Here is an 18827-nt window from a genome sequence, read left to right as displayed (position 1 = left end):
GGGTGACGTGCCTGCCGGTCCTTTTCGCATAGGATTTTGAAGATGGTGTATGGATTATTTCTGGTGTCTGGGCTGGCTGTTGGGTCGCTTTACGCGCTTGGCGGGATAGGGTTGGTGATCTTGCGCAATTCAACAGGTGTGTTGAATTTTGCCTACGGGGCGATTGCTGCGGCCAGTGCGATGTGCGCGTGGCAAGTGGCGGAATGGGGTCTGCCCGGCGTGTTGTCCTGGTTCTCTGCGATTGCGGTGGGGATCGGGTTATCGGTCGCATATGGCCGCTTGATTTCGCCGGCATTGGCATGGCGCGAACCCGCGGTCAAAGCCATCGCGACGCTGGGCTACATGCTTATCCTACTTGGATTGGTCGGGTTCCTCTGGGAGGACGCGTTGCGCAAAATCTCACTGCCGAGCGACAAAATCGCAGTTACCGTACTGGGGGTTCGCGTGACTGTGACGCGGATCATCGCATTCACGGTTAGCATCGGCGCGGTCATCGGAATGGTGCAATATTTGCACCGGTCGCACACCGGATTGAACATGCGTGCATTGGCTGACAATCGCGACCACGCGGCCTTGTTGGGAATCCCGATCGTCAAGACCGAAGCTTTGGCGTGGGGGATTTCGGGCGCGTTGGCGGGCTTTACCGGTTTGATTTTTGGCAGCCTTGTGCGGCTGGAACCGACAGTGATCACATTCATGGTCATTCCCGCGACGGCCGCCGCAATCTGCGGGCGGTTGACGTCTTTGCCGATGACGCTGGTCGGGGGGCTCTTCATCGGCGTTGTTGAATCCATGTTGACGCTTTATCGCCCTGCCGCGCCTTTGCGCACGATGGCCCCGTTTGTCATCGCGGCACTTGTGATTTTGTGGATGCAGCGCGGTCAAAAACTGACCTTCGCAAAGGAGGCCTAAGATGTTCAAAACTGCCCTTTCGCCCGCCGCAACACTGATATTTTGCGTTCTGGTCCTACCGTTTTTGCTGTCTGCCCTTTGGGTCAAAGTCGTCACCTCTGCGGCAATCTTTGCGCTTGCTGCCGCCGGCATTTCGGTGCTGTTCGCACAACTTGGTCTGATAAACTTGGCGCAAATCGCGCTTGTCGCGGTCGGCGGTTGGATCGCACTACGATTGAACTACGCGACATCGTTGCCGGTGACGTCGATAGTCTTGATCGCGGGGATTGGCGCATCTGCTACCGGTGCGGTTCTGGCGTTGCCCGCAATGCGGATGCGCGGCTTGTATTTGGCGTTGGTGACGTTGATGGCCGCAGGGGCATTCCAAATTCTGTTCAATGCCTTTCAATTCCCGAACGGCGGTGCAGGTTTTTGGGGGGTCGCCCGCCAATCTGCCGCCGAAATTCGGACCCCTGTTTTTGCCCCGAACGACGTCGCCTATTTGCGCTACACCATCGTCATCGCAGCCCTTTGTTTCGGGGTGGTCGCAGTGCACAGGATCACTGCACCCGGGCGGGCGTGGGCCATGATCCGGCAATCAGAAGCAAACGCGTTGGCCGCCGGTATCAATGTCACATTTTACAAGATTTGGGCATTCGCGCTGTCGGGGCTGCTTGCTGGTATTGCCGGCGCACTGCTTAGTGGCGCCTTGGGCCAATTGGACGCGCGATCGTTCCTCGCGTCAGACGGCATTTTGCTGTTCGCCCTGGCTGTCGTTGGCGGAACCTATTCATGGATCGGGGCGGTAATCGCAGGTTTGCTCTACAAGCTGTTGCCCGCGGTCTTGAACGATTTCGGGATCAGCGCGGACATTGCTTTGATGGTGTTTGGGGCCGCATTGCTACACGCCATCATGACTGCGCCGCGCGGGATCGCAGGTCAGTTGTCTGACGTCCTGCAAAGGAAGTCGCATGATTAGCATCGAAAACCTGACCGTCAAATACGGCGGCGTTGTTGCCTTGGATAACCTAACATTGGCGATCGACGATGACGTCATCGGATTGATTGGCCCAAACGGTGCGGGCAAGACCACGATGACCAACGCATTCTCGGGGTTTGCGCCCGTCACCAGCGGGCGCGTTGTGATCGATGGATTGAATTTGCTGGATTTGGCACCTCACAAGCGGGCCCGTTGGGGGCTGTCGCGATCGTTCCAAAAGGTGCAGGTCGTGCAAGAATTAACAGTCACGGACCACATGTTGGCAGTGCTCGATACACAGGGGATTGCACGTAAATGTCGTAAGGAACGGGTGGAAAAAGTATTGGATTTTGTCGGGATGTTTGAATGTGGCGATGTTTTGGGCAGCAAGCTGAATACTTATCAAAAACGCATGACAGAGATCGCTAAATGCCTGATCGGAAATCCGAAAATCATCCTTTTGGATGAGCCAGGCGGCGGGTTGTCCGAAAACGAAATGCAACATTTGCGCAAACTGATCAGACAGACAAAATCTATGTTTGGTGCCCAGATTATTATGGTCGATCATGACGTTGATCTGATCCGTGACGTTTGCACATCTACGGCGGTGCTGGATTTCGGAAAACTCATCGCCTTTGGGCCAACGCGCGACGTGCTGCAAGATGAAGCCGTCAAAACCGCGTACCTTGGTCGATAAAAATAGAAGGCAACGACAATGCTAAAAGCTTGCAATATCACGATCAAATCCAACATGCGGGCTGTAATCAATGACGTTTCAATCGAGGTCCAAGCGGGTCAAATCGTGGCTCTTTTGGGTCCCAACGGTGCCGGAAAATCGGAATTGGTTCTCGCAATCGCGGGTGTCATGCCAATTGCATCTGGTACCGTTCGCGTGAATGGCAACGTTTTGAACGGGACCGGCATCCAGGCCATTCGCGCGCAGGGTGTCGCGGCCGTTCCAGAAGGTCACCAAGTGCTCGAAGGGTTAAGTGTGCTGGACAATTTGCGCGCCGCCGCACCCAGTCTATCACGTGCGGAACGGGACAACGCAGTCGCAAATGCGCTCGATGTTTTTTCGGAACTTGTCCCGTTGCAAAACCAAGCCGCAGGATCGCTTTCGGGTGGGCAACAGCAAATGGTGGCGATCGCGCAAGCGTTGGTGTCGCGCCCTCGCTTTTTGTTGATCGATGAAATGTCGTTGGGCCTTGCCCCTGTGATCATCGACCGTTTGATCGGCGTGGTTCGCGATTTACGAACCCAAGGCGTCGGGATTTTGTTGATCGAGCAATTTACCCAACTTGCGCTGGATGTGGCAGATCGATGTTATGTGTTGTCTCAGGGCAAAGTGCGGTTTGAAGGTGTGCCTGCAGAACTCAAGTCCGATCACACGATATTAGAACGCGCCTATCTCGGGGCGTAAATTTAGCGGCATTTTTTCCACCCCAAAAAACAGCACCAAGCTGACGATACGTTTGATGTCGCCGCGACGCGCGAGCAACCCGCAAAACTCAATTACTCTGGCATGCCTGCCAGCCTGAGTCCGTCCAGATATCTGTTTTCGTGGGCCGTGTCGCGAAACATGTTACGCGCGCTAATGCTGGCGATTGAGTCATCAGGATTGAGCGCCTGTGCGGCTTGTATGGCGTGCCGGGCGGCGTCCATCTGCCCCAGATGCGCGTGGGCCGCAGCAAGGACCCGGTGTAGGGTCGAATAGTTGCTGCTTACGTTCAAACCTTGTTCTGCATATTCGATTGCCGCGGCTTCATCGCCTGCCAGCAAAGACGCCAAGGCCAGGCCGCCGAGGATCGACATGGACCATGGGCTTTGCCCCCCGAGTTTGCGGGCTTTGGTAAGGCAATCCAACGCGGGGCCGTAGTCGCTGGTCCAAATATAGGCCCAACCGCTTAGCGTCAGGGTGATGAAATCTGACGAGGATTGGCGCAAGGCTTGCTCTACGATGATGCGCAACGCCTTGGGATCATTGCTTTGTGCGTAGGTGGTGACACCCAGCGCCAAATGCAGCAACGCATGATCCGCAGCCAAGGGGGCTGCGGCTTTGCACCAAGCCGGAACAGAGGCGGTGTAGCGTTCATTCACCTCGTCATACCCCATCACAGCCGCTGACAGGTACGCCACGAGAGCAAGGGCCAAGGCATGTGCCGCAGCTGGGTCTTTTTCGATAGCCGCGCTTGAGTACTTTAGCGCAGAGGCAAAGGCGTCGGGGTCCAGCCGATCAATCGCCAATTGCCCGCGTAATTCGCATTCTCTGGACGTCATCTGATCTATCGTCAGCTTGTCTAATTTGCGACGTTCGGTATCAAAGGTCGCTGTCATGACACGCGCGACGAGGGCTTCGCACGCCATGTCCTGCCATTCAAACGCATCATCCAAATTGCCGTCGATTTTGTCGGACCACAATTCCCGACCTGACGGATCGATGAATTTCACCTCTAGGCGAAAGCGGTTTGCGTGCGCGCGCATTCTACCCGTCAACGCATAGGCCCCCGTAGGGGTGGATCCTGTGGTGACGGACAGCCAATGGGTCGCATTCAGGAACGTGACCAAGTCGCCAGTCAGCGCATCGGCAAGTTCTAAAACTTCTACTCTGTCATCGGATGTTTCTATGGGACGGATCACAATGCGTGTGCCGCTCTCGTCTACCTCGGGGGATTGACCAAGGGCTGGTACAGATCCACTTGCCCAGACGCGCATGGGATGCGTGATGTTCTTTAGCGAACGTTTTCCGGCGTCATCGAACGACGGGCGCAACGTGCCATCCAGAATGCTAAACACTGTATCAGAAATGACGATGCTGCCCGGTTCAGCCAATTGTTCGAGGCGCGACGCGATGTTCACGCCGTCGCCGTAAATGTCGTCTTCGTCCTCGACCACATCGCCCAAATGAACACCAAGTCGTAGCAAAATATTCGGGTCACTTCGTGCCACGTCGGCTGTCAGCAAGTCTTGGATTTGCAACGCACATGACGCCGCGTCTGTGGCGGCCCCGAACAGAACAATCCAACCGTCGCCCATGCTTTTGACAATACGCCCACGCCGAGACGCAACAACGGGACCGAAAACCTCGGAGCGCAATCGCTTCAACGCCACCAGCGTTGATTTTGCATCGTCACCCATCAATTTTGAATAACCTGCAACATCAGCTGCGAGCACAGCGACAAGGCTGCTGTTCATTTGGTTCCCCTTGGGCAAAAATTTCCCTACGCCATTGGTTAGCGTGACGAGCCTGTTGCGTCGAGACATGTTTGCGCGCGTTCAATCTATGATTGTGGCGCTGCGTGAAATGATGCTCGCATTTTGGTCTGTGGTGTGACTTCGTAGGGGCGTATTGCGCAAAAGATTGTTTGGGAAATTTATTTATGTCTGGAAAGAGTTGGAAAAGCATTCAGCGTCAGTTGCGAAAGCTTAACTATGACCCCGGACCAATTGACGGCATTCGCGGTGCCAAGACCCTCGCGGCGGTCAAAGCGTTTCAAGCCGCAAATGGGTTGGTCGTGGACGGAATTGTCGGGCGTAGAACCCGCGATGTGATGTTCGGATCCAGTGGACGAATCGACCATTCCATCATGACCAGCGCACATTTGGCGGCCCTGTCTTATCAGCTGAGGCAAAAGCGAAAAGGGACTGCTGACAAGGAATTGGATGCGAAGTTCGGGCTGACAGTCACCCGTCGTTGTCCGACGCCCGGCGTCGAGGCTTACATGCTGAGCAACAACTGCCTGTTGATCCCGGGCAGCAATTCGTTTGCGGACTATGTCAGGTTCAATTTGCGGGTCATCAAGGCAGGTGCCAAGCAACTGACCCTCAGCTACAAACACGCAGACAAAGAGGTTTTTTCAAAAGAAACCGAGGCGGGGGCCTCGCGTACGATCTGGCATCAAGGGTTCTTTTCGCATGCAAACATCATTTCCAAATGGATCGGCGCAGATCAAAGCGACTGGCCAAGCCTGATTATCGGGCACTCGCTGGGGGCAGCGTCTGCACAGATTTTGTCGAAGACATTTGTGTCACCAGCCATCGGTTTTGCAGCACCTAAGCTGCGCAAGGTGAATGGTCGGATCAAACACGATCACCTGTCTCTGTCGATTTGTCGCGCAGATGACATCGTGTGTAGTTTGCCCAGTGGCTTTCATCACACCGGTCAAACCAGACAATTGATCCACAACGATCGAAAGCGCGGGCTGAACCACAACATGACGGCCTACATCGACGCATTGGAAAATCAAAAACCGGGCTTAAACATTCCCACGGTTTGGGACCCCTAAGAGGCCAGGGTCCGAACGTCCTTTTTGAGTGCTCCAAATATCGACAGAAAAACCCATCTCATACGTATGACGTGTGCGACGACGTTTTCTTCGTTCGTCCATTTGTTCTGGGTCCAAATTAGGAAATGAGATGAAAAAGATTATCGGCTCGGCGCTCGTGATCATAGTTGTAGCGGTGGTCATTTTTGCCCGCTTGTCACCAGACGAGGGCAATCCTCTGGCGGATGGTCCCCGCAGCCCTGGCCCTCACGGCCCCTTCAGTGCCTCAGATTTTGACAAGGACGGGCAGGTTACCCGTTCTGAAATTGAAAAGTTCATCACGATGGGACCTGAGCGTGGCGTCGGAATGGAGGCCTATTTCGAAAAATTCGACGCCAACGCTGACCAAATTTTGGACAAAGACGAAATTGCCAAGGTAGAACCAGCGTTTGCATTTGACGGCTCGGACGCAAATGCGGACGGTATTTTGACGATCGAGGAAGTGGCGGCTTATGCTGGCGAACGGCTTTATCGTCAGATGGGCTTGGATGAGTTCTTTGACCTGATCGATACCAATTCCGACGATCTTGTCTCGGACGTCGAAATCGAGGCTGCTCACGATTCCGGCCAGCTACTGAAAGAGTGAACCGTCAATCGTGATTGAATTTTGTCTGATTGAAATGGCCGAATGGTGGCTCTAGGCGTTGTGTCGCCGTATCGCGCCTCACGTTAAGACTTATGGCCGCTCGCCAAATCGCTGGCATCGGTGACTTCATTCAAGAGACCTTCAAGGTCCAGTCGCAAGTCTTCGTATTCTGCTTCTGTACCTTTTCGAGGGACTGTCTGGTTCCATTCCTGACACATAAAAACACCGCTCGAAAAGGGTCTTGGGACCACCGTCCGGTCCCAAGTGGGAATCCGAATCGATCGGCGCGACGAAAAGCTTACTGCGAAAACACGCTTGCCGGACACACGCGCCCAAACCACGGGCACGGTTGTTGATTTATGCGCCGGTCCGCGCGATCCATCAGCTGCAATTGCGATGGAACTGCCGTCTTTCATGCGGTTCAGAACCGTGCGTGACAACGCAACGTGACGCTGGCGACTGGCCATTGGCACGTAATCAATTCCAAAGCGGTTCAGAAATTTCCCGATCATCGTTCCGCCACGGGCAGATGACGTCAAGCCGCAGAGCTTTCCCAGCGACACATCAAAAATGTAGGGGGCCATGATTAGCCGTTCATGCCAAAGCACCATGATAATTGTATCGCCGTTCTTTACGGCGTCATCCATCGCTTCGAACCCAAGTCGCTGCCAGCTGGAGGTGCGATACGCAAAGCGCAAGTAGCCGGAAATGATTCCGGTTACGACACGCGCATACCTGTCGCTATCAATAATTCTTTTTCGCAAACTCATCTGATCGTCCCACCTTGCGCAGGACTAAACGCCTCAGGCACTTTTGTATGCCGCGTTTGTTGCACACTTTCCTGAAATCCACCAGTCAATCTGTGACCACACGATTAGCTAAATCACAGTGCCCGAACATCTGCTAGTTTCGGGCAAGGTCTTGGATGCATTAGGCGCAGATTGTGTAGTTTTATTAAGGTCAACGGATGCGTCGAAACCGCGCTTTTGTTTCTTGTTCTGGTCGCTGACCCATTCGAAAATTTCTGCGTAAGCCTAAGATTTTTCGAGCAATCCGCATACGTTCCCGCGTGACAAGCATACGCGTGGCGGCGTAGGGTGTCCGCATGAAATATGTTCCAAAAGAAACCACCGATGACGCGCTTATTCAGGAATTTCTGAACAAGGGTGGCAAGATCAGCAAAGGTAAAACCAAGCCGCTTCCGGCCGAACTGGGCCTGAGCAATAATGCTTGGAACAACAAGCTGACCAAAGAAGAAAAAGCCGCGCGCGACAAGAAGTGATTGCGCGAGGGTAAGGATGTCAAATTCGGAATGAAGCGTGCGGTTGTCGTGAGACTCAGCTGTCGTTCTCGCGCCTGCCACTCATTTCTATGGCAATTCCCCGTTCAGATGCACGAGGTATCCGTAAACGAATTGTCTTAGGGCAGCCTTTGGGGGCAAAACTGGTATAGCAGTGCGCTAATCTCGGCGCGCGGTTGCAAATCAATCTTCAAAGAAATCCGGGTAGTTCTGGCTGGCATTCGCCAATGTCACATCCAGATGTTTCAAATGATGACGCGTCATTTTTACCGCGACATCTTCGTCTCGGGCTGTAATCGCGTCGAAAATACTGGTGTGGCCTTCAAGGACTTCGGCCATGCCAGACACGTCTGCCAATTCCAGCGTGCACACCCGATCGGTGTGGGTCTTGTTCTCGGCAATCGTCTCGAATGCGGGCAAACGGTTGGCGGCAACGCAGATCAGATTGTGAAACTGATAGTCCAATTCACGCAACATGATCGGATCACTTTCGCGGGCTGCAATGCTTTGCTGCATCAAGTTGTCTCGCAACGGAAGCAAGGTCTGTTCGGTCGCGTTTTGGCAGGCATGCCGAACCACCTCGACCTCAACAGCCGCACGAATAAACCGTGTGTTTCTAAGTTCTTGGTGGGAAATTTTGCGCACGCGGGTCGCTTTTTGTGGCTGAATGTGCAGCAGGTTCAATTCGCCCAAACGCATGAATGCCTCGCGCACAGGCTGGCGGGACACATCGCACGCCTTGGCGACTTCGACCTCTGAAATCTTGGCTCCGGGGGCGAGGCGCAGGGTGATGATATCGGACTTCAGCTTGCGAAAAACCTCTTCAGCCGTGGTCAGCCGTTTGGCGTCTTTAATCATTTGATGAACGAGCATTTTTCGATCCGATACCTGATTTTCCCGAAATCCTCGGGCGCTGAGCAATGTCCAACATACCGTGTAGGGCGAAAGTCGTTTGGCATCAACGGTGTCGTCATGGAACGCACGCCGCGTTGGGATCAAACCAAATCGCCCCGTCTTGGTTGGTTGTGAAATTATTCCATAAATCAAAGTACCATACTAGTCTGCATTTTACTTGACGTGCTGGCGTTTGCAGGATTATCTCAGGGCAGATTTGCGAAAAATCTGATCGTCTGGGCGAAATTCCAGGCGTGAATTGAATTCTGGGAGGAACAAAATGACGCTTTTTAACACAGTAACCAAAGTGACCGCTGGCCTGACGCTTGCCGCCACTCTTGGGGTCGCATCGATGACACCGGCACTGGCGCAAGACGTCACATTGCGCGGCGCAAGCATGTTTGACGACAACCACGCATTCACCAAAACCATGGTGAAATTCGCCGAATTGGTTGACGAATATTACGACGGTAACGTCACGTTTGATCTGCGTCTGAACGGCGAATTGGGCGTCGAAAAAGACTACGTGAACTTCCTGCAGCAGGGTGTTGCGATCGATTACACGATCATGGCACCGTCCAACATGGCGAAATTTGCACCATCCATTCCGCTGATGGATATGCCGTTTTTGTTCCGCGATCTGGATCACTGGAACACGGTTCTGTCCAGCACAGCGTTCGGTCCGCTCGAAGCCGAGCTTGAGAAAAACGCCGACATCATGATCCTTGGCTACACAGGCGGCGGCGTGCGCAATCTGGTATCCAGCGCGCCAATCGGCAATCTGGATGAACTTGCGGGTCACAAAATGCGGGTCATGGGTGCGCCAATCCAAGCACAGATTTTCTCTGCTCTGACAGCGGCCCCATCGGCGATTGCCTACAACGAAGTCTACAACGCCATCCAATCCGGCGTGATCGCAGGCTTTGAAAACGAAGCGGCAAGCATCCAGAACCTGAAGTTCTACGAAGTCGCACCGCACGTCACCTTGACCAAGCACACAATCACCGTGCGCCCAATCGTCATGAGCGGCAAAACCTTCCGCAAATTGCCTGCCGATCTGCAAGCTGCTGTGAAAAAAGCTGGCGGCGAAGCAGGGGCCTATGGTCGTGAACTGGAATCACGCGAAGACGGCGTGAAATTGCAAGAAATGGTCGACGCAGGCCAGTTGCAAGTTCAGGAATTTGCCGGCCGCGACAAGCTGCTTGAAATGGTGATCCCTGTGCAAGATGCGTTTGCATCAGACATCAACGCGACAGAGCTGCTCAAAGCTGTGCGTGGCATGTAAATCTCCAACCAAGGGCATCTTGTCAAAAAGGTGCCCTTGGGTCTTTGCTAAGACAGACTTTCGCGCGGGGGAACACTATGCTGGGGCGTGCACTCGAGACTTTTTGCCAAGGCCTGCGCATCCTGCTCGGATGCTTGATGGCGACGCTGGCGATACCTGTCGGGATGCAGGTTATTTCGCGTTATACCGGCATCATCCCCACCTTTTTATGGACCGAAGAACTCGCGACATTCATCTTTGTGTGGATCGTCATGATCGGCTCCATGGTCGCCGTTTGGGAAGGCACGCATTTTGACGTGGTCATCACCCCAGACGCAAGGCACCCGTTTTTCATTTTGCTGCAAAAATCCATCGTCTACATTTTTGTGCTGACCTTTGCGCTGCTGTTTGCATGGTACGGGATCGAATATGCCAAGATCGGCTCGATCCAAAGTTCGGTGATGATGCGCGCCAACCTGTTGTGGACCTACGTCACCGTGCCCATCGCCGGCGTCGTTTGGACCCTGTTCTGCGGCTATCGATTGTACGAGGCATTTGCCGCGTTCCAAACCAGTAAAAGAGCGACCACATGATCATTACAACTGGCGTTGCCTGCGCCATTCTTGTTGGCGGATTTCTGGCCTTGATCCTGATCCGCGTGCCGGTGGCCTTTGCGCTGGGCATCGCCATTATTCCGATTGTCGTGCTGGACATTCGCCTGACGCCGTTCATCATTCTTGATCGAATGTTCCAGTCGTATAACTCGTTCATCCTGCTTGCTGTGCCGTTTTTCCTGCTGGCCGCCAACCTGATGAATTCGGGCAAGATCACTGACAAACTGATCGCGCTTGCGCGGGTGATGACGGGCTGGATGCCCGGCGGCTTGGGCCACGTAAACGTCGCCGTGTCGATGCTGTTTGCCGGCATTTCAGGGTCCTCAACCGCGGACGCGGCAGGCTGTGGCAAAATCCTGATCCCCGCGATGGTCAAAGAAGGGTACGACACCCGTTTCGCCGTTGCCCTCACAGCGTGTTCGTCCGTGATGGGCGTGATTATTCCGCCCAGCATCCTGATGGTCGTGTGGGGCGGCGTCATGCAAGTGTCCGTCGGCGCGCTGTTTCTCGCGGGCGCAGTTCCGGGTTTTCTGATCGGCTTTGCCCTGATGGCGACGGTCTATGTTTACGCCAAAATCTACGACTATCCGATCGTGGCACGCCCGACGTTCAGCGATTTCTGGACCGCCTTTAAGGGCGCATTCCTCGCGATCCTCACCCCCATCCTCGTGATCGGCGGCATTGTCGGTGGCCTTGTAACTCCAACAGAAAGCGCAATTATCGCAGCGGGTTACGCCCTGGTCCTTGGTGTTTTTGTCTACCGCACCGTCACGTTCCGCGACTTGGGAGGCATCTTTTATGACACCGGACGCTTTGCCTCGATCTCGCTGTTTGCCATCGGCACGGCGTCGGCATTCGGCTGGATGTTGTCGTTCTATAATGCCCCACGCCTGATCGTTGAATTCATGACAACCATGCAATTCGGGGGCTTTGGCACAGCCATCATGATCGCCTGCTTGTTCCTGTTCTTCGGACTGTTCATTGACGCGATCCCGACGATTATCATCCTGGGATCCGTGCTTTTGCCGGTCGCCACGGCGGCAGAAATTCACCCCGTCGTGTTCGCAATTATCGGCATCGTGTCGCTGGCATTCGGGTTGGTCACACCGCCTTACGGGCTGTGTTTGCTGATCTCGGCGGCCATTGGGCGGGTCAACGTTGTCAAAGTCATGCCAGATGTTTTGATCATCCTCACACCGATGTTGCTGATCCTGCTGCTGATCATTTTGTTCCCGCAAATCGCGCTTTGGTTGCCGACAACTTTGATGCCCGACACCTTCAGATAGTCACATTCCGCGCCGCGTTTTTACGTGGTAGCCGTTCACCCAATGCTTGGGTAAGTTGGCCATGTAAAACGCGAAAGGATGCACAGTGGCAGGACAGACGGATCAGGTCATCGCATTGATTATCGCGCGCATTGACGCCGGATCGATTTTACCTGGCAATGCGATCAGCGAAAAAGAACTGATGGAAACTTGCGCCGTCTCGCGCACCCCCGTTCGCGAGGCGCTGATCCGGCTTGAAACCGACGGGCTGGTGCAGCGTCATTCGCGCAAAGGTGCGGTGATTTTCAAACCCACAGTCGCCGAATTCCTGACTATCCTAGAGGTCCACGCGAACCTGGAAAGCTTTGCCGCCAGTCTCGCCGCGCACCGGATTACCGAGGCGACAGAGGCAGATTTGCGTGCAAATGTTGCCGCCTGCCAAGCCCACGTTGACACCCACGGCAACGCCGAACCCGCGCAGTATTACCAGCTGAATTTGCAATTCCACGAGATCGTCGTGCGCGCCGCCAGCAACGATGTTTTGATGCACATGGTCAAAACAAATGCGCGTAAATTGATGGCCTATTACCGGATGCGCTATCGCCATCCTGATGCGGCAACTGCATCCGCAAAAGAGCACGCCGTAATCGCCGGTCACATCCTTGCGCGCCGCAGTGATGATGCCGCATCCGCAATGCTAGATCACTTTAACTATGACCGCCAAACCGTCATGGATTTGATCGCCTCAGTCGGCTGAAGCCGTTTCAAAAAACCGTGCAATGGACTCTGCATATTGAAGTGTATCCGCCTGTCCTGACAGCGATGCTTTGGCCACTTTTGCAACATGTGCAGGCAGCTTGGGCGCGTATTCAGCAACCAGCGCCGTCATGAAATCTGCTGTCATTTCCGGATGATACTGGGTCGTGTAAACAGCGTCATCAATCCGAAAACCCGCGATAGGGCAGGCGGAATTTATGGACAAAATCTGCGACCCTAACGGCGCTTGCGTCACCTGTTCAATGTGTGCGGCGTATTGGTAATGCGTTTGGGGCAATCCCTGCATCCAGTCGGCTTTGGCAACGATGGTCGCGTCCGTTAATCCAAACACCCAACCGGCCGGATTTGGCTCTACTTTGCCACCCAACGCCAGCGCGATGGCTTGATGCCCAAAACACGCGCCAAACAGCGGGGTTTTGGCGTCGAACGCGGTTCGGAGCAGCGTTAACAATTGCCCCACCCACGGGTCCATATCATGCACAGATGCAGGGCTGCCTGTGATCATGACGCCATCGTAGCTGTTGATATCGCTCGGAAAATCACCGCCTTTTACAGCATAGGACGTGACCAACCAATCGGGGCGCACCATGTGGATCAGCATCGCGAATTTCTCACCATCTTTGGGATGGTCTTGCGCAAATTCGCTTTCGTCTGTGTTGGTCATCAAAACGGCAAGATGCATTTTAGGACTTTCTTTTTAGTGACGTATATTTATGGTATCTTTCAATATACTAACGCAAGAGGCAAAGTCATGACCATTTGGACGCCGACCGACGATGGCCATACCGACCTTGCGTCGCACGACACCTTTGTTAACGGCCCGCCGCTAAACACCTTTGCACGGATGCGTCGTGACGACCCGCTTAGCTGGACCGATTGGGATGGCGGCAAAGGGTTTTGGTCTGTCACGCGCCATGAAGATATCTGGCTGATGAACGGCAACACCAAGGTATTTTCCTCGGCTCAGGGCATCCGGATGGAGGACCAAAGCTACGAAGAATACCTCGCCCGCCGCACGTTCCAAGAGACAGATCCACCCGACCACATGCAGATGCGGGTCAAGCTGGCGCGCGCGTTTTCCAAGAACGTGATTGCTGATTTCGAAACGGATATCCGCCAGATTTGCGTCGAAATTTTGAATGATGTTCTGCAACGCGACAGCTTTGATGCCACTAAAATGATTGCCCGTGAATTGCCGATGCGCATGTTGGGTCGCATCCTTGGCACACCGGACGAAGACCTGCCGTGGCTTGTTGAAAAAGGCGACGCACTGATCGCCAACACTGATCCTGATTTCACCGCACACGTGCTCGATAAGATGAGCACTGACGAGTTTCGGATGATGCCGTTTAATTCCCCTGCGGGCGCTGAGTTATACGTCTATGCCAAGGATTTGATGGCGAAAAAGAACGCAACCGGCGACACCAACGGCATCCTGCATTTGATCCTGCAACCCAGCGCTGACGGTTCGGTCATTACCGAAGAAGAGTTCCGAAATTTCTTTTGCCTGCTGGTGGCGGCCGGTAACGACACGACGCGTTATTCCATCGCAGCGGGCATGCACGCGATGTGCCATCAGCCCGAATTGCTGGCCCAAATGCAGGCGGGCGGCGACGTTTGGGACACGCTGCCAGACGAGATTATCCGCTGGGCCACGCCCACCAGTTATTTCCGCCGCACCGCAACGACAGACTTCGAAATGCACGGCAAAACCATTCGTGCGGGCGACAAGGTGCTCTACTGGTTTGCCTCTGCCAACCGCGACGAGACGGCCTTTGACGACCCGATGCGCGTGAATTTGTTCCGCACCCCCAATAAACATCTCGCTTTTGGGCACGGGGGGCCGCATCTTTGCCTTGGCATGTGGCTTGCGCGGCTGGAAGTGCGGGTGTTGTTTCAGGAACTCAGCAAACGGATCAGCGCGATTGAGGCGGATGGAGCAGAGCAGTTTTTGCGGTCAAATTTTATCAGCGGCATCAAGTCGCTTCCGGTGCGCATCAAACGCATCTGAGCTAGGAGAACGAAATGAACGATAGATTGCGCGCGGTATTCTGCGACCACCTTAGCATTATGCGTGGGAAATACTTGCCTCATTCCAAGATTGGCGACGATGACACGCGGTTTTGCCGGTCCACGTTTGGCGTTCATTACGACAAAGATTTGCTACCCGCCCCCGGTGCGATGATGATGGACGGGCTACCGGACATGGAACTGCGTTGGGCCGCTGATGACATCCGCGACTGCTGGGAAAATGGCACAAAAATCGTACTTGGCGATCTGTACGACACCGACGGCGTGCCGTTGGCGATGTGTCCTCGCGGTGCCCTGAAACGCGCGATTTCCGCATGGGAATCCAAGGGTCTCACCCCCAAAGTCGGTATCGAGCTGGAAGCCTTTGCGCTTATCCACAACGACGAGGGCAAACTCGTGCCCTACGACAGCCTTGGCGGCGTGGTGTACGGCACGGGCCCCTTCACCGATCCGCGCGGATTTAACGACGCGATCTGGGACGTGGCCGAAGAACTTGGCTTTAACCTCGACATGATCACGGCCGAATACGACAGCCCACAATTTGAATACACGCTGACCTTTGACAATGCGTTAAAGGCCGTCGACGACATCATCCTGTTCCGTCAAATGGCGCGCGAAGTTGCCCTGCACGAAGGCGTCATTCTGACCTTTATGCCCAAGCCAATCGTCGAGGCGGGTGGTAACGGCATGCACATCAATTTCTCGTTCACCGGCGAGGACGGCAACAACGCACTGTCCACCGGCGGCAAGGGTGGACCTGATCATCTGAACGATCTGTCGCGTGGGTGCCTGTCAGGATTGTTACATCATCACAAAGGCTTAGCAGGTCTCATCGCGCCAACTGCAAATTCCTACGACCGCCTGCAACCGGGATCATTGTCAGGTCACTGGCAAAACTGGGGCGGCGATCACCGCAATGTCACGACGCGCATCAGCTCGGAAGGCGGTGCCAAAGCACGCCTCGAACACCGCATGGCGGACGCATCGGCCAACCCTTACACAGCCGTCGCCGCCGTCTTGCAAGCAGCCCTGTTGGGGGTCGAAAACGGCTATGATTTGCAGCCCATAGAAACCGGTGACGGGTTCGTCAAAACCGACGCCACAATCGGTGCTGCAACTGATCTGAAATCAGCCATCGCCGATCTGGCCGCTGACACCGTTTTGGCGCAGGCCGTGGGGGCAGGACTGGTTGAAAACCATGTCTTTATGAAAGAGGCCGAAGTCGAAAAGACGGAAAATCTTGATCCCGAAGCCCTGCGCGATTTTTACGTCTACTACATGTGACGGGCGCGTAAATTCTTGCGTGCGGCACGGTCGCACGCAACGATGCCTTTTTGCTGGGTTGATACGCCCTGAGCGAAAAAAGCAGAACTGGGTAACCTCAGTCGCGCTCAATTTCATCTGAGTTTTTCAAGAATTTCGTGGTTTTGCGCGTTTGACTGCGAGCGGGCATAGTGTGGTACGCTATCCAGCGACAATTCTAGAAATTCTAGGCCTCGGCCCGGTTTTTCCAGACTTCCCAACCGATGTTCGCCCGTGCTCCGATTTCAACCAGCGGCCGCGGCGGTAATTGCAGTGGCTTGCCCAACGCCTCCATGTCATCGATCAGCGGATGATCGATGTTGCACGCCTTGTCAGCAGTCAGCATGCCGCTGATCGTGCCTTTTGTAACACCGATCCCGTTTTGGCAGGCTGCCATCCAAATGTTGGGGCTCACTTCGCCAAACATCGGTGCACCGTTGCGCGACATGCAGATGTAACCTGCCCATGAATTTTCAAACATTACGCCCTTTAGTGCCGGAAAGCGGGCGTCCATCAATGCCTTGTGGTTTCGTCCTATGGCTTGGGTTTTCAGCGTAGAAAAATCCTGTCCCATCGCGACTTTGATGTCTTGGCGGATCAAAATGCGTCGGTCATTTGTGTAGCGCATCGTTATGCCACCGAACCCGTTGGCCGGCGTCAGGCCCCACGGTTGATCTACGCCGAACGACGTTTGCTCTTCCTTTGTCAAAGGGCGCGTCAGGCTGGCGCAAAGGGCCAGATGAACAAAGGTGTTTTTGCCGTAGCCGAACTGGTCGCTGAATCCGTTTGCGGCCACGATCAGGCGCGGTGCGGTGATTGATCCGCCTTGTGTTGTCGCCCGCGCGCCGTTTGAATAATCCATTCCGGTCACAGGAGAGTTCTCGAAAATCGAAACATTTTCGGGTAAAGTATCGGCCAGTCCGCGCGTCAACGCAGCCGGGTTCACCAGCACACATCCGGGCGTATAAAGCGCGCGGTGAAAATGTGTCGTCCCCAACTTGGCAGCAAGGGCGTCTTTTTCGACCCACTCGAATGGCTCGCCCAAGGCGGTCAATTCTGCGGCGTATGGATCGAGCATCGCACGCGACCCTGCGGGTGTAACAGCGGCGTGGTATTTTCCGTCACGTGACCAGTCACACTGGATGTCAAAATCGCGGACGTTCTTTTCCAGCGCGGCGGTCGCGGCGCGGGCCAGACGCAAATAACGGTGCGACCCTTCTAGCTGGTCCAAATTCGACGACGTGGTGTGCGGCAGATCAATCACGAAACCGGAATTTCGCCCAGATGCATTTTCACCGCAGACGCCGGCTTCGACCAGCGCGATGCTGTCGTTCGGGCGATTGCGTGCCAGCTGCCGCGCTGCCGCCAAACCTGCGTATCCCGCGCCGACAACCAGCCAATCGGCATTGATATCTTGTGCCAAAGCTGCATGCGGCGTGCGTTTTGGCAAGATTGTATTCCACGCGTTTGTCTGGTCGTTGCGCGGCAGGCGAGAGATGTTCAGCATGTTCAATTCTACCCTTGCTCGCCATCCGTCTGCGCCCAATCGGCAGGTTGGATCGCGTAAAAAATCAGGGCATTTTGTGCCTGATAGGTGACGCGCGTTCCGGCGGGCAACCAGATCGTGTCCTTTGGACCAGCCGTCAGTGCCTCCGTTTCGGTTATCACCGAAACCTGCCCTTCTAGAACCAGAATGATCTCGTCATACTGCACCGTCCATTCAAAAGACGCGTTGGTCAGGCGGCCAAATCCGGCCCCAAGTTTGCTGCCGTCGTCTGTGCCGCACAGATGGGCCGCTTGGGCTTGATCGCCATGTTCGAAGCGCGGCTGAAACGTGGACTTGGTCCATTCCATAACCCTTGGCTGTGACGGTTTCATTGTCGATCTCCCTTGTTTCGCACTCCAACTGTACAGGATTGATTGCTTCCAAACAAGGTTGTATGGTTTTGAAATGAACACACTTCAAATCCGCACTGAAACCGCCCCCAAACCGCGATTGGGTAGAGCAGATTGGCTACGCGCCGCAATGTCGTGTTTGATGGAGGACGGGATTGATGCTGTTCAGGTCACGCGCCTTGCCACGTCCATCGGCGCGAGTCGGGGCAGCTTTTATTGGCACTTCAAGTCGCGTCAGGAGCTGCTGGACGGGTTGCTGGGCGAATGGTTCGCGGTAAATGGCCAGCGCATCAAGGCTGTGTTGGATCAAGTGGACAGTCTGGACCGTGGTGTTTTGTCCTTCTTTGCGATCTGGACCAACTCGGACAATTTCAACTCGCAGTTGGAGCAGGCAGTGCGGGACTGGGCGCGCCTTGATGACCGCGTGCTTGGCGTGGTGCGCGCTGAAGATACCAACCGGATCGCAGTCATCGCAGCACTTTTCCAACGGTTCGATTACCAGCAGCAAGAGGCCGAGGTGCGGGCACGAGTGCTGTATTTTGCGCAAGTGGGATATTTCGCGATGAACCCCGACGAGGTCATGGAAGAACGCATGTCGATGCTGGATGACTACTTTTTTGCATTCACGGGCAGGGCGCTGGACGCTGACACAGGGTCATCATTTCGGCGTGATTGGATCGCCTTCAGCTAACAATTGCCGCCCAAA

General features: G+C 54.7%; 21 protein-coding genes. 15 read left to right on the top strand and 6 right to left on the bottom strand.

Annotated elements, in window-relative coordinates:
• The first annotated feature begins 42 nt into the window (after positions 1-42).
• Genes ACFIO0_RS14290 through ACFIO0_RS14275 form a run of 4 tightly spaced genes read left to right on the top strand, consistent with a single transcriptional unit; the run spans position 43 to position 3290 of the window.
• Positions 43-912: a branched-chain amino acid ABC transporter permease gene (locus tag ACFIO0_RS14290; protein ID WP_390911070.1), complete on the top strand. Its 870-nt coding sequence runs from the start codon at positions 43-45 to the stop codon at positions 910-912.
• A 1-nt stretch (position 913) separates the two neighbouring features.
• Positions 914-1870: a branched-chain amino acid ABC transporter permease gene (locus ACFIO0_RS14285; protein WP_390911069.1), complete on the top strand. Its 957-nt coding sequence runs from the start codon at positions 914-916 to the stop codon at positions 1868-1870.
• Positions 1863-2567, top strand: a complete 705-nt coding sequence (locus ACFIO0_RS14280) for an ATP-binding cassette domain-containing protein (protein WP_390911068.1) — start codon at positions 1863-1865, stop codon at positions 2565-2567. The genes ACFIO0_RS14285 and ACFIO0_RS14280 overlap by 8 nt, the downstream gene beginning before the upstream one ends.
• A 54-nt stretch (positions 2568-2621) precedes the next feature.
• Positions 2622-3290 carry an ATP-binding cassette domain-containing protein gene (locus ACFIO0_RS14275; RefSeq protein WP_390911067.1) on the top strand — a complete coding sequence of 223 codons (669 nt, stop codon included), beginning with the start codon at positions 2622-2624 and terminating at the stop codon, positions 3288-3290.
• Between the two features lie 92 nt (positions 3291-3382).
• Here ACFIO0_RS14275 and ACFIO0_RS14270 read toward each other — a convergent pair whose 3' ends face one another.
• Positions 3383-5062 carry an adenylate/guanylate cyclase domain-containing protein gene (locus tag ACFIO0_RS14270; RefSeq protein WP_390911066.1) on the bottom strand — a complete coding sequence of 560 codons (1680 nt, stop codon included), beginning with the start codon at positions 5060-5062 and terminating at the stop codon, positions 3383-3385.
• A gap of 185 nt (positions 5063-5247) precedes the next feature.
• On the opposite strand from ACFIO0_RS14270, the gene ACFIO0_RS14265 reads away from it, so the two are divergent.
• Both ACFIO0_RS14265 and ACFIO0_RS14260 read left to right on the top strand, forming a co-directional pair.
• A complete protein-coding gene (locus ACFIO0_RS14265; protein WP_390911065.1) occupies positions 5248-6153 on the top strand; it encodes a peptidoglycan-binding protein in 906 nt (301 codons plus the stop codon).
• A gap of 130 nt (positions 6154-6283) precedes the next feature.
• Positions 6284-6778: a hypothetical protein gene (locus ACFIO0_RS14260; protein ID WP_390911064.1), complete on the top strand. Its 495-nt coding sequence runs from the start codon at positions 6284-6286 to the stop codon at positions 6776-6778.
• Between the two features lie 83 nt (positions 6779-6861).
• On the opposite strand, the gene ACFIO0_RS14255 is transcribed toward ACFIO0_RS14260, so the two are convergent.
• On the bottom strand, positions 6862-7548 hold the full coding sequence (locus ACFIO0_RS14255) for a DUF374 domain-containing protein (RefSeq protein ID WP_390911063.1): 687 nt from the start codon (positions 7546-7548) through the stop codon (positions 6862-6864).
• Between the two features lie 335 nt (positions 7549-7883).
• Here ACFIO0_RS14255 and ACFIO0_RS14250 point away from each other — a divergent pair, with 335 nt between their 5' ends.
• Entirely contained in the window at positions 7884-8060 is a 177-nt protein-coding gene (locus tag ACFIO0_RS14250) for a hypothetical protein (protein ID WP_390911062.1), read from the top strand.
• Positions 8061-8261: 201 nt separating this feature from the next.
• On the opposite strand, the gene ACFIO0_RS14245 is transcribed toward ACFIO0_RS14250, so the two are convergent.
• Positions 8262-8936 carry an FCD domain-containing protein gene (locus ACFIO0_RS14245; protein ID WP_390911061.1) on the bottom strand — a complete coding sequence of 225 codons (675 nt, stop codon included), beginning with the start codon at positions 8934-8936 and terminating at the stop codon, positions 8262-8264.
• A gap of 3 nt (positions 8937-8939) precedes the next feature.
• Here ACFIO0_RS14245 and ACFIO0_RS14240 point away from each other — a divergent pair, with 3 nt between their 5' ends.
• The 5 genes from ACFIO0_RS14240 (at position 8940) to ACFIO0_RS14220 (ending at position 12872) form a co-directional block, all read left to right on the top strand.
• Positions 8940-9107: a hypothetical protein gene (locus ACFIO0_RS14240; RefSeq protein WP_390911060.1), complete on the top strand. Its 168-nt coding sequence runs from the start codon at positions 8940-8942 to the stop codon at positions 9105-9107.
• 145 nt (positions 9108-9252) lie between these two features.
• Positions 9253-10257, top strand: coding sequence for a TRAP transporter substrate-binding protein DctP (locus ACFIO0_RS14235; RefSeq protein ID WP_390911059.1), 1005 nt, complete (start codon positions 9253-9255; stop codon positions 10255-10257).
• A gap of 77 nt (positions 10258-10334) precedes the next feature.
• Positions 10335-10829: a TRAP transporter small permease subunit gene (locus tag ACFIO0_RS14230; RefSeq protein ID WP_390911058.1), complete on the top strand. Its 495-nt coding sequence runs from the start codon at positions 10335-10337 to the stop codon at positions 10827-10829.
• Positions 10826-12136 (top strand): TRAP transporter large permease subunit, encoded by a 1311-nt coding sequence (locus ACFIO0_RS14225; RefSeq protein ID WP_390911057.1) that lies wholly within the window; start codon positions 10826-10828, stop codon positions 12134-12136. The genes ACFIO0_RS14230 and ACFIO0_RS14225 overlap by 4 nt, the downstream gene beginning before the upstream one ends.
• Positions 12137-12221: 85 nt before the next feature.
• Positions 12222-12872 (top strand): FCD domain-containing protein, encoded by a 651-nt coding sequence (locus tag ACFIO0_RS14220; protein WP_390911056.1) that lies wholly within the window; start codon positions 12222-12224, stop codon positions 12870-12872.
• Here ACFIO0_RS14220 and ACFIO0_RS14215 read toward each other — a convergent pair.
• Entirely contained in the window at positions 12861-13556 is a 696-nt protein-coding gene (locus tag ACFIO0_RS14215; protein WP_390911055.1) for a type 1 glutamine amidotransferase, read from the bottom strand. The two genes, ACFIO0_RS14220 and ACFIO0_RS14215, sit on opposite strands and share 12 nt — an antisense overlap.
• Positions 13557-13643: 87 nt before the next feature.
• Here ACFIO0_RS14215 and ACFIO0_RS14210 point away from each other — a divergent pair, with 87 nt between their 5' ends.
• Together ACFIO0_RS14210 and ACFIO0_RS14205 are read left to right on the top strand one after the other, a co-directional pair.
• Positions 13644-14903: a cytochrome P450 gene (locus ACFIO0_RS14210; protein ID WP_390911054.1), complete on the top strand. Its 1260-nt coding sequence runs from the start codon at positions 13644-13646 to the stop codon at positions 14901-14903.
• 14 nt (positions 14904-14917) lie between these two features.
• Positions 14918-16207, top strand: coding sequence for a glutamine synthetase (locus ACFIO0_RS14205; RefSeq protein WP_390911053.1), 1290 nt, complete (start codon positions 14918-14920; stop codon positions 16205-16207).
• Positions 16208-16412: 205 nt separating this feature from the next.
• Here the strand turns inward: ACFIO0_RS14205 and ACFIO0_RS14200 are convergent, their stop codons facing one another.
• Positions 16413-17732: an FAD-dependent oxidoreductase gene (locus tag ACFIO0_RS14200; RefSeq protein WP_390911052.1), complete on the bottom strand. Its 1320-nt coding sequence runs from the start codon at positions 17730-17732 to the stop codon at positions 16413-16415.
• Positions 17733-17740: 8 nt separating this feature from the next.
• On the bottom strand, positions 17741-18103 hold the full coding sequence (locus ACFIO0_RS14195) for a cupin domain-containing protein (protein ID WP_390911051.1): 363 nt from the start codon (positions 18101-18103) through the stop codon (positions 17741-17743).
• Between the two features lie 73 nt (positions 18104-18176).
• Here ACFIO0_RS14195 and ACFIO0_RS14190 point away from each other — a divergent pair, with 73 nt between their 5' ends.
• Positions 18177-18812, top strand: a complete 636-nt coding sequence (locus tag ACFIO0_RS14190) for a TetR family transcriptional regulator (RefSeq protein WP_390911050.1) — start codon at positions 18177-18179, stop codon at positions 18810-18812.
• The last annotated feature ends 15 nt before the right edge of the window (positions 18813-18827 follow it).

The sequence above is a fragment of the Pseudosulfitobacter sp. SM2401 genome, from assembly GCF_042932805.1.
GTDB lineage: Bacteria > Pseudomonadota > Alphaproteobacteria > Rhodobacterales > Rhodobacteraceae > Ascidiaceihabitans.
Note: the sequence above shows the minus strand (reverse complement) of the source record. Positions and strands in the feature narration are given on the sequence as shown.

Excerpts from the sequence above, each read along its gene's own strand:
- ACFIO0_RS14290 (WP_390911070.1), top strand. The coding sequence starts at position 43 with ATGGTGTATGGATTATTTCTGGTGTCTGGGCTGGCTGTTGGGTCGCTT.
- ACFIO0_RS14285 (WP_390911069.1), top strand. The coding sequence starts at position 914 with ATGTTCAAAACTGCCCTTTCGCCCGCCGCAACACTGATATTTTGCGTT.
- ACFIO0_RS14280 (WP_390911068.1), top strand. The coding sequence starts at position 1,863 with ATGATTAGCATCGAAAACCTGACCGTCAAATACGGCGGCGTTGTTGCC.
- ACFIO0_RS14275 (WP_390911067.1), top strand. The coding sequence starts at position 2,622 with ATGCGGGCTGTAATCAATGACGTTTCAATCGAGGTCCAAGCGGGTCAA.
- ACFIO0_RS14270 (WP_390911066.1), bottom strand. The coding sequence starts at position 5,062 with ATGAACAGCAGCCTTGTCGCTGTGCTCGCAGCTGATGTTGCAGGTTAT.
- ACFIO0_RS14265 (WP_390911065.1), top strand. The coding sequence starts at position 5,248 with ATGTCTGGAAAGAGTTGGAAAAGCATTCAGCGTCAGTTGCGAAAGCTT.
- ACFIO0_RS14260 (WP_390911064.1), top strand. The coding sequence starts at position 6,284 with ATGAAAAAGATTATCGGCTCGGCGCTCGTGATCATAGTTGTAGCGGTG.
- ACFIO0_RS14255 (WP_390911063.1), bottom strand. The coding sequence starts at position 7,548 with ATGAGTTTGCGAAAAAGAATTATTGATAGCGACAGGTATGCGCGTGTC.
- ACFIO0_RS14250 (WP_390911062.1), top strand. The coding sequence starts at position 7,884 with ATGAAATATGTTCCAAAAGAAACCACCGATGACGCGCTTATTCAGGAA.
- ACFIO0_RS14245 (WP_390911061.1), bottom strand. The coding sequence starts at position 8,936 with ATGATTAAAGACGCCAAACGGCTGACCACGGCTGAAGAGGTTTTTCGC.
- ACFIO0_RS14240 (WP_390911060.1), top strand. The coding sequence starts at position 8,940 with ATGAACGAGCATTTTTCGATCCGATACCTGATTTTCCCGAAATCCTCG.
- ACFIO0_RS14235 (WP_390911059.1), top strand. The coding sequence starts at position 9,253 with ATGACGCTTTTTAACACAGTAACCAAAGTGACCGCTGGCCTGACGCTT.
- ACFIO0_RS14230 (WP_390911058.1), top strand. The coding sequence starts at position 10,335 with ATGCTGGGGCGTGCACTCGAGACTTTTTGCCAAGGCCTGCGCATCCTG.
- ACFIO0_RS14225 (WP_390911057.1), top strand. The coding sequence starts at position 10,826 with ATGATCATTACAACTGGCGTTGCCTGCGCCATTCTTGTTGGCGGATTT.
- ACFIO0_RS14215 (WP_390911055.1), bottom strand. The coding sequence starts at position 13,556 with ATGACCAACACAGACGAAAGCGAATTTGCGCAAGACCATCCCAAAGAT.
- ACFIO0_RS14210 (WP_390911054.1), top strand. The coding sequence starts at position 13,644 with ATGACCATTTGGACGCCGACCGACGATGGCCATACCGACCTTGCGTCG.
- ACFIO0_RS14205 (WP_390911053.1), top strand. The coding sequence starts at position 14,918 with ATGAACGATAGATTGCGCGCGGTATTCTGCGACCACCTTAGCATTATG.
- ACFIO0_RS14200 (WP_390911052.1), bottom strand. The coding sequence starts at position 17,732 with ATGCTGAACATCTCTCGCCTGCCGCGCAACGACCAGACAAACGCGTGG.
- ACFIO0_RS14195 (WP_390911051.1), bottom strand. The coding sequence starts at position 18,103 with ATGAAACCGTCACAGCCAAGGGTTATGGAATGGACCAAGTCCACGTTT.
- ACFIO0_RS14190 (WP_390911050.1), top strand. The coding sequence starts at position 18,177 with ATGAACACACTTCAAATCCGCACTGAAACCGCCCCCAAACCGCGATTG.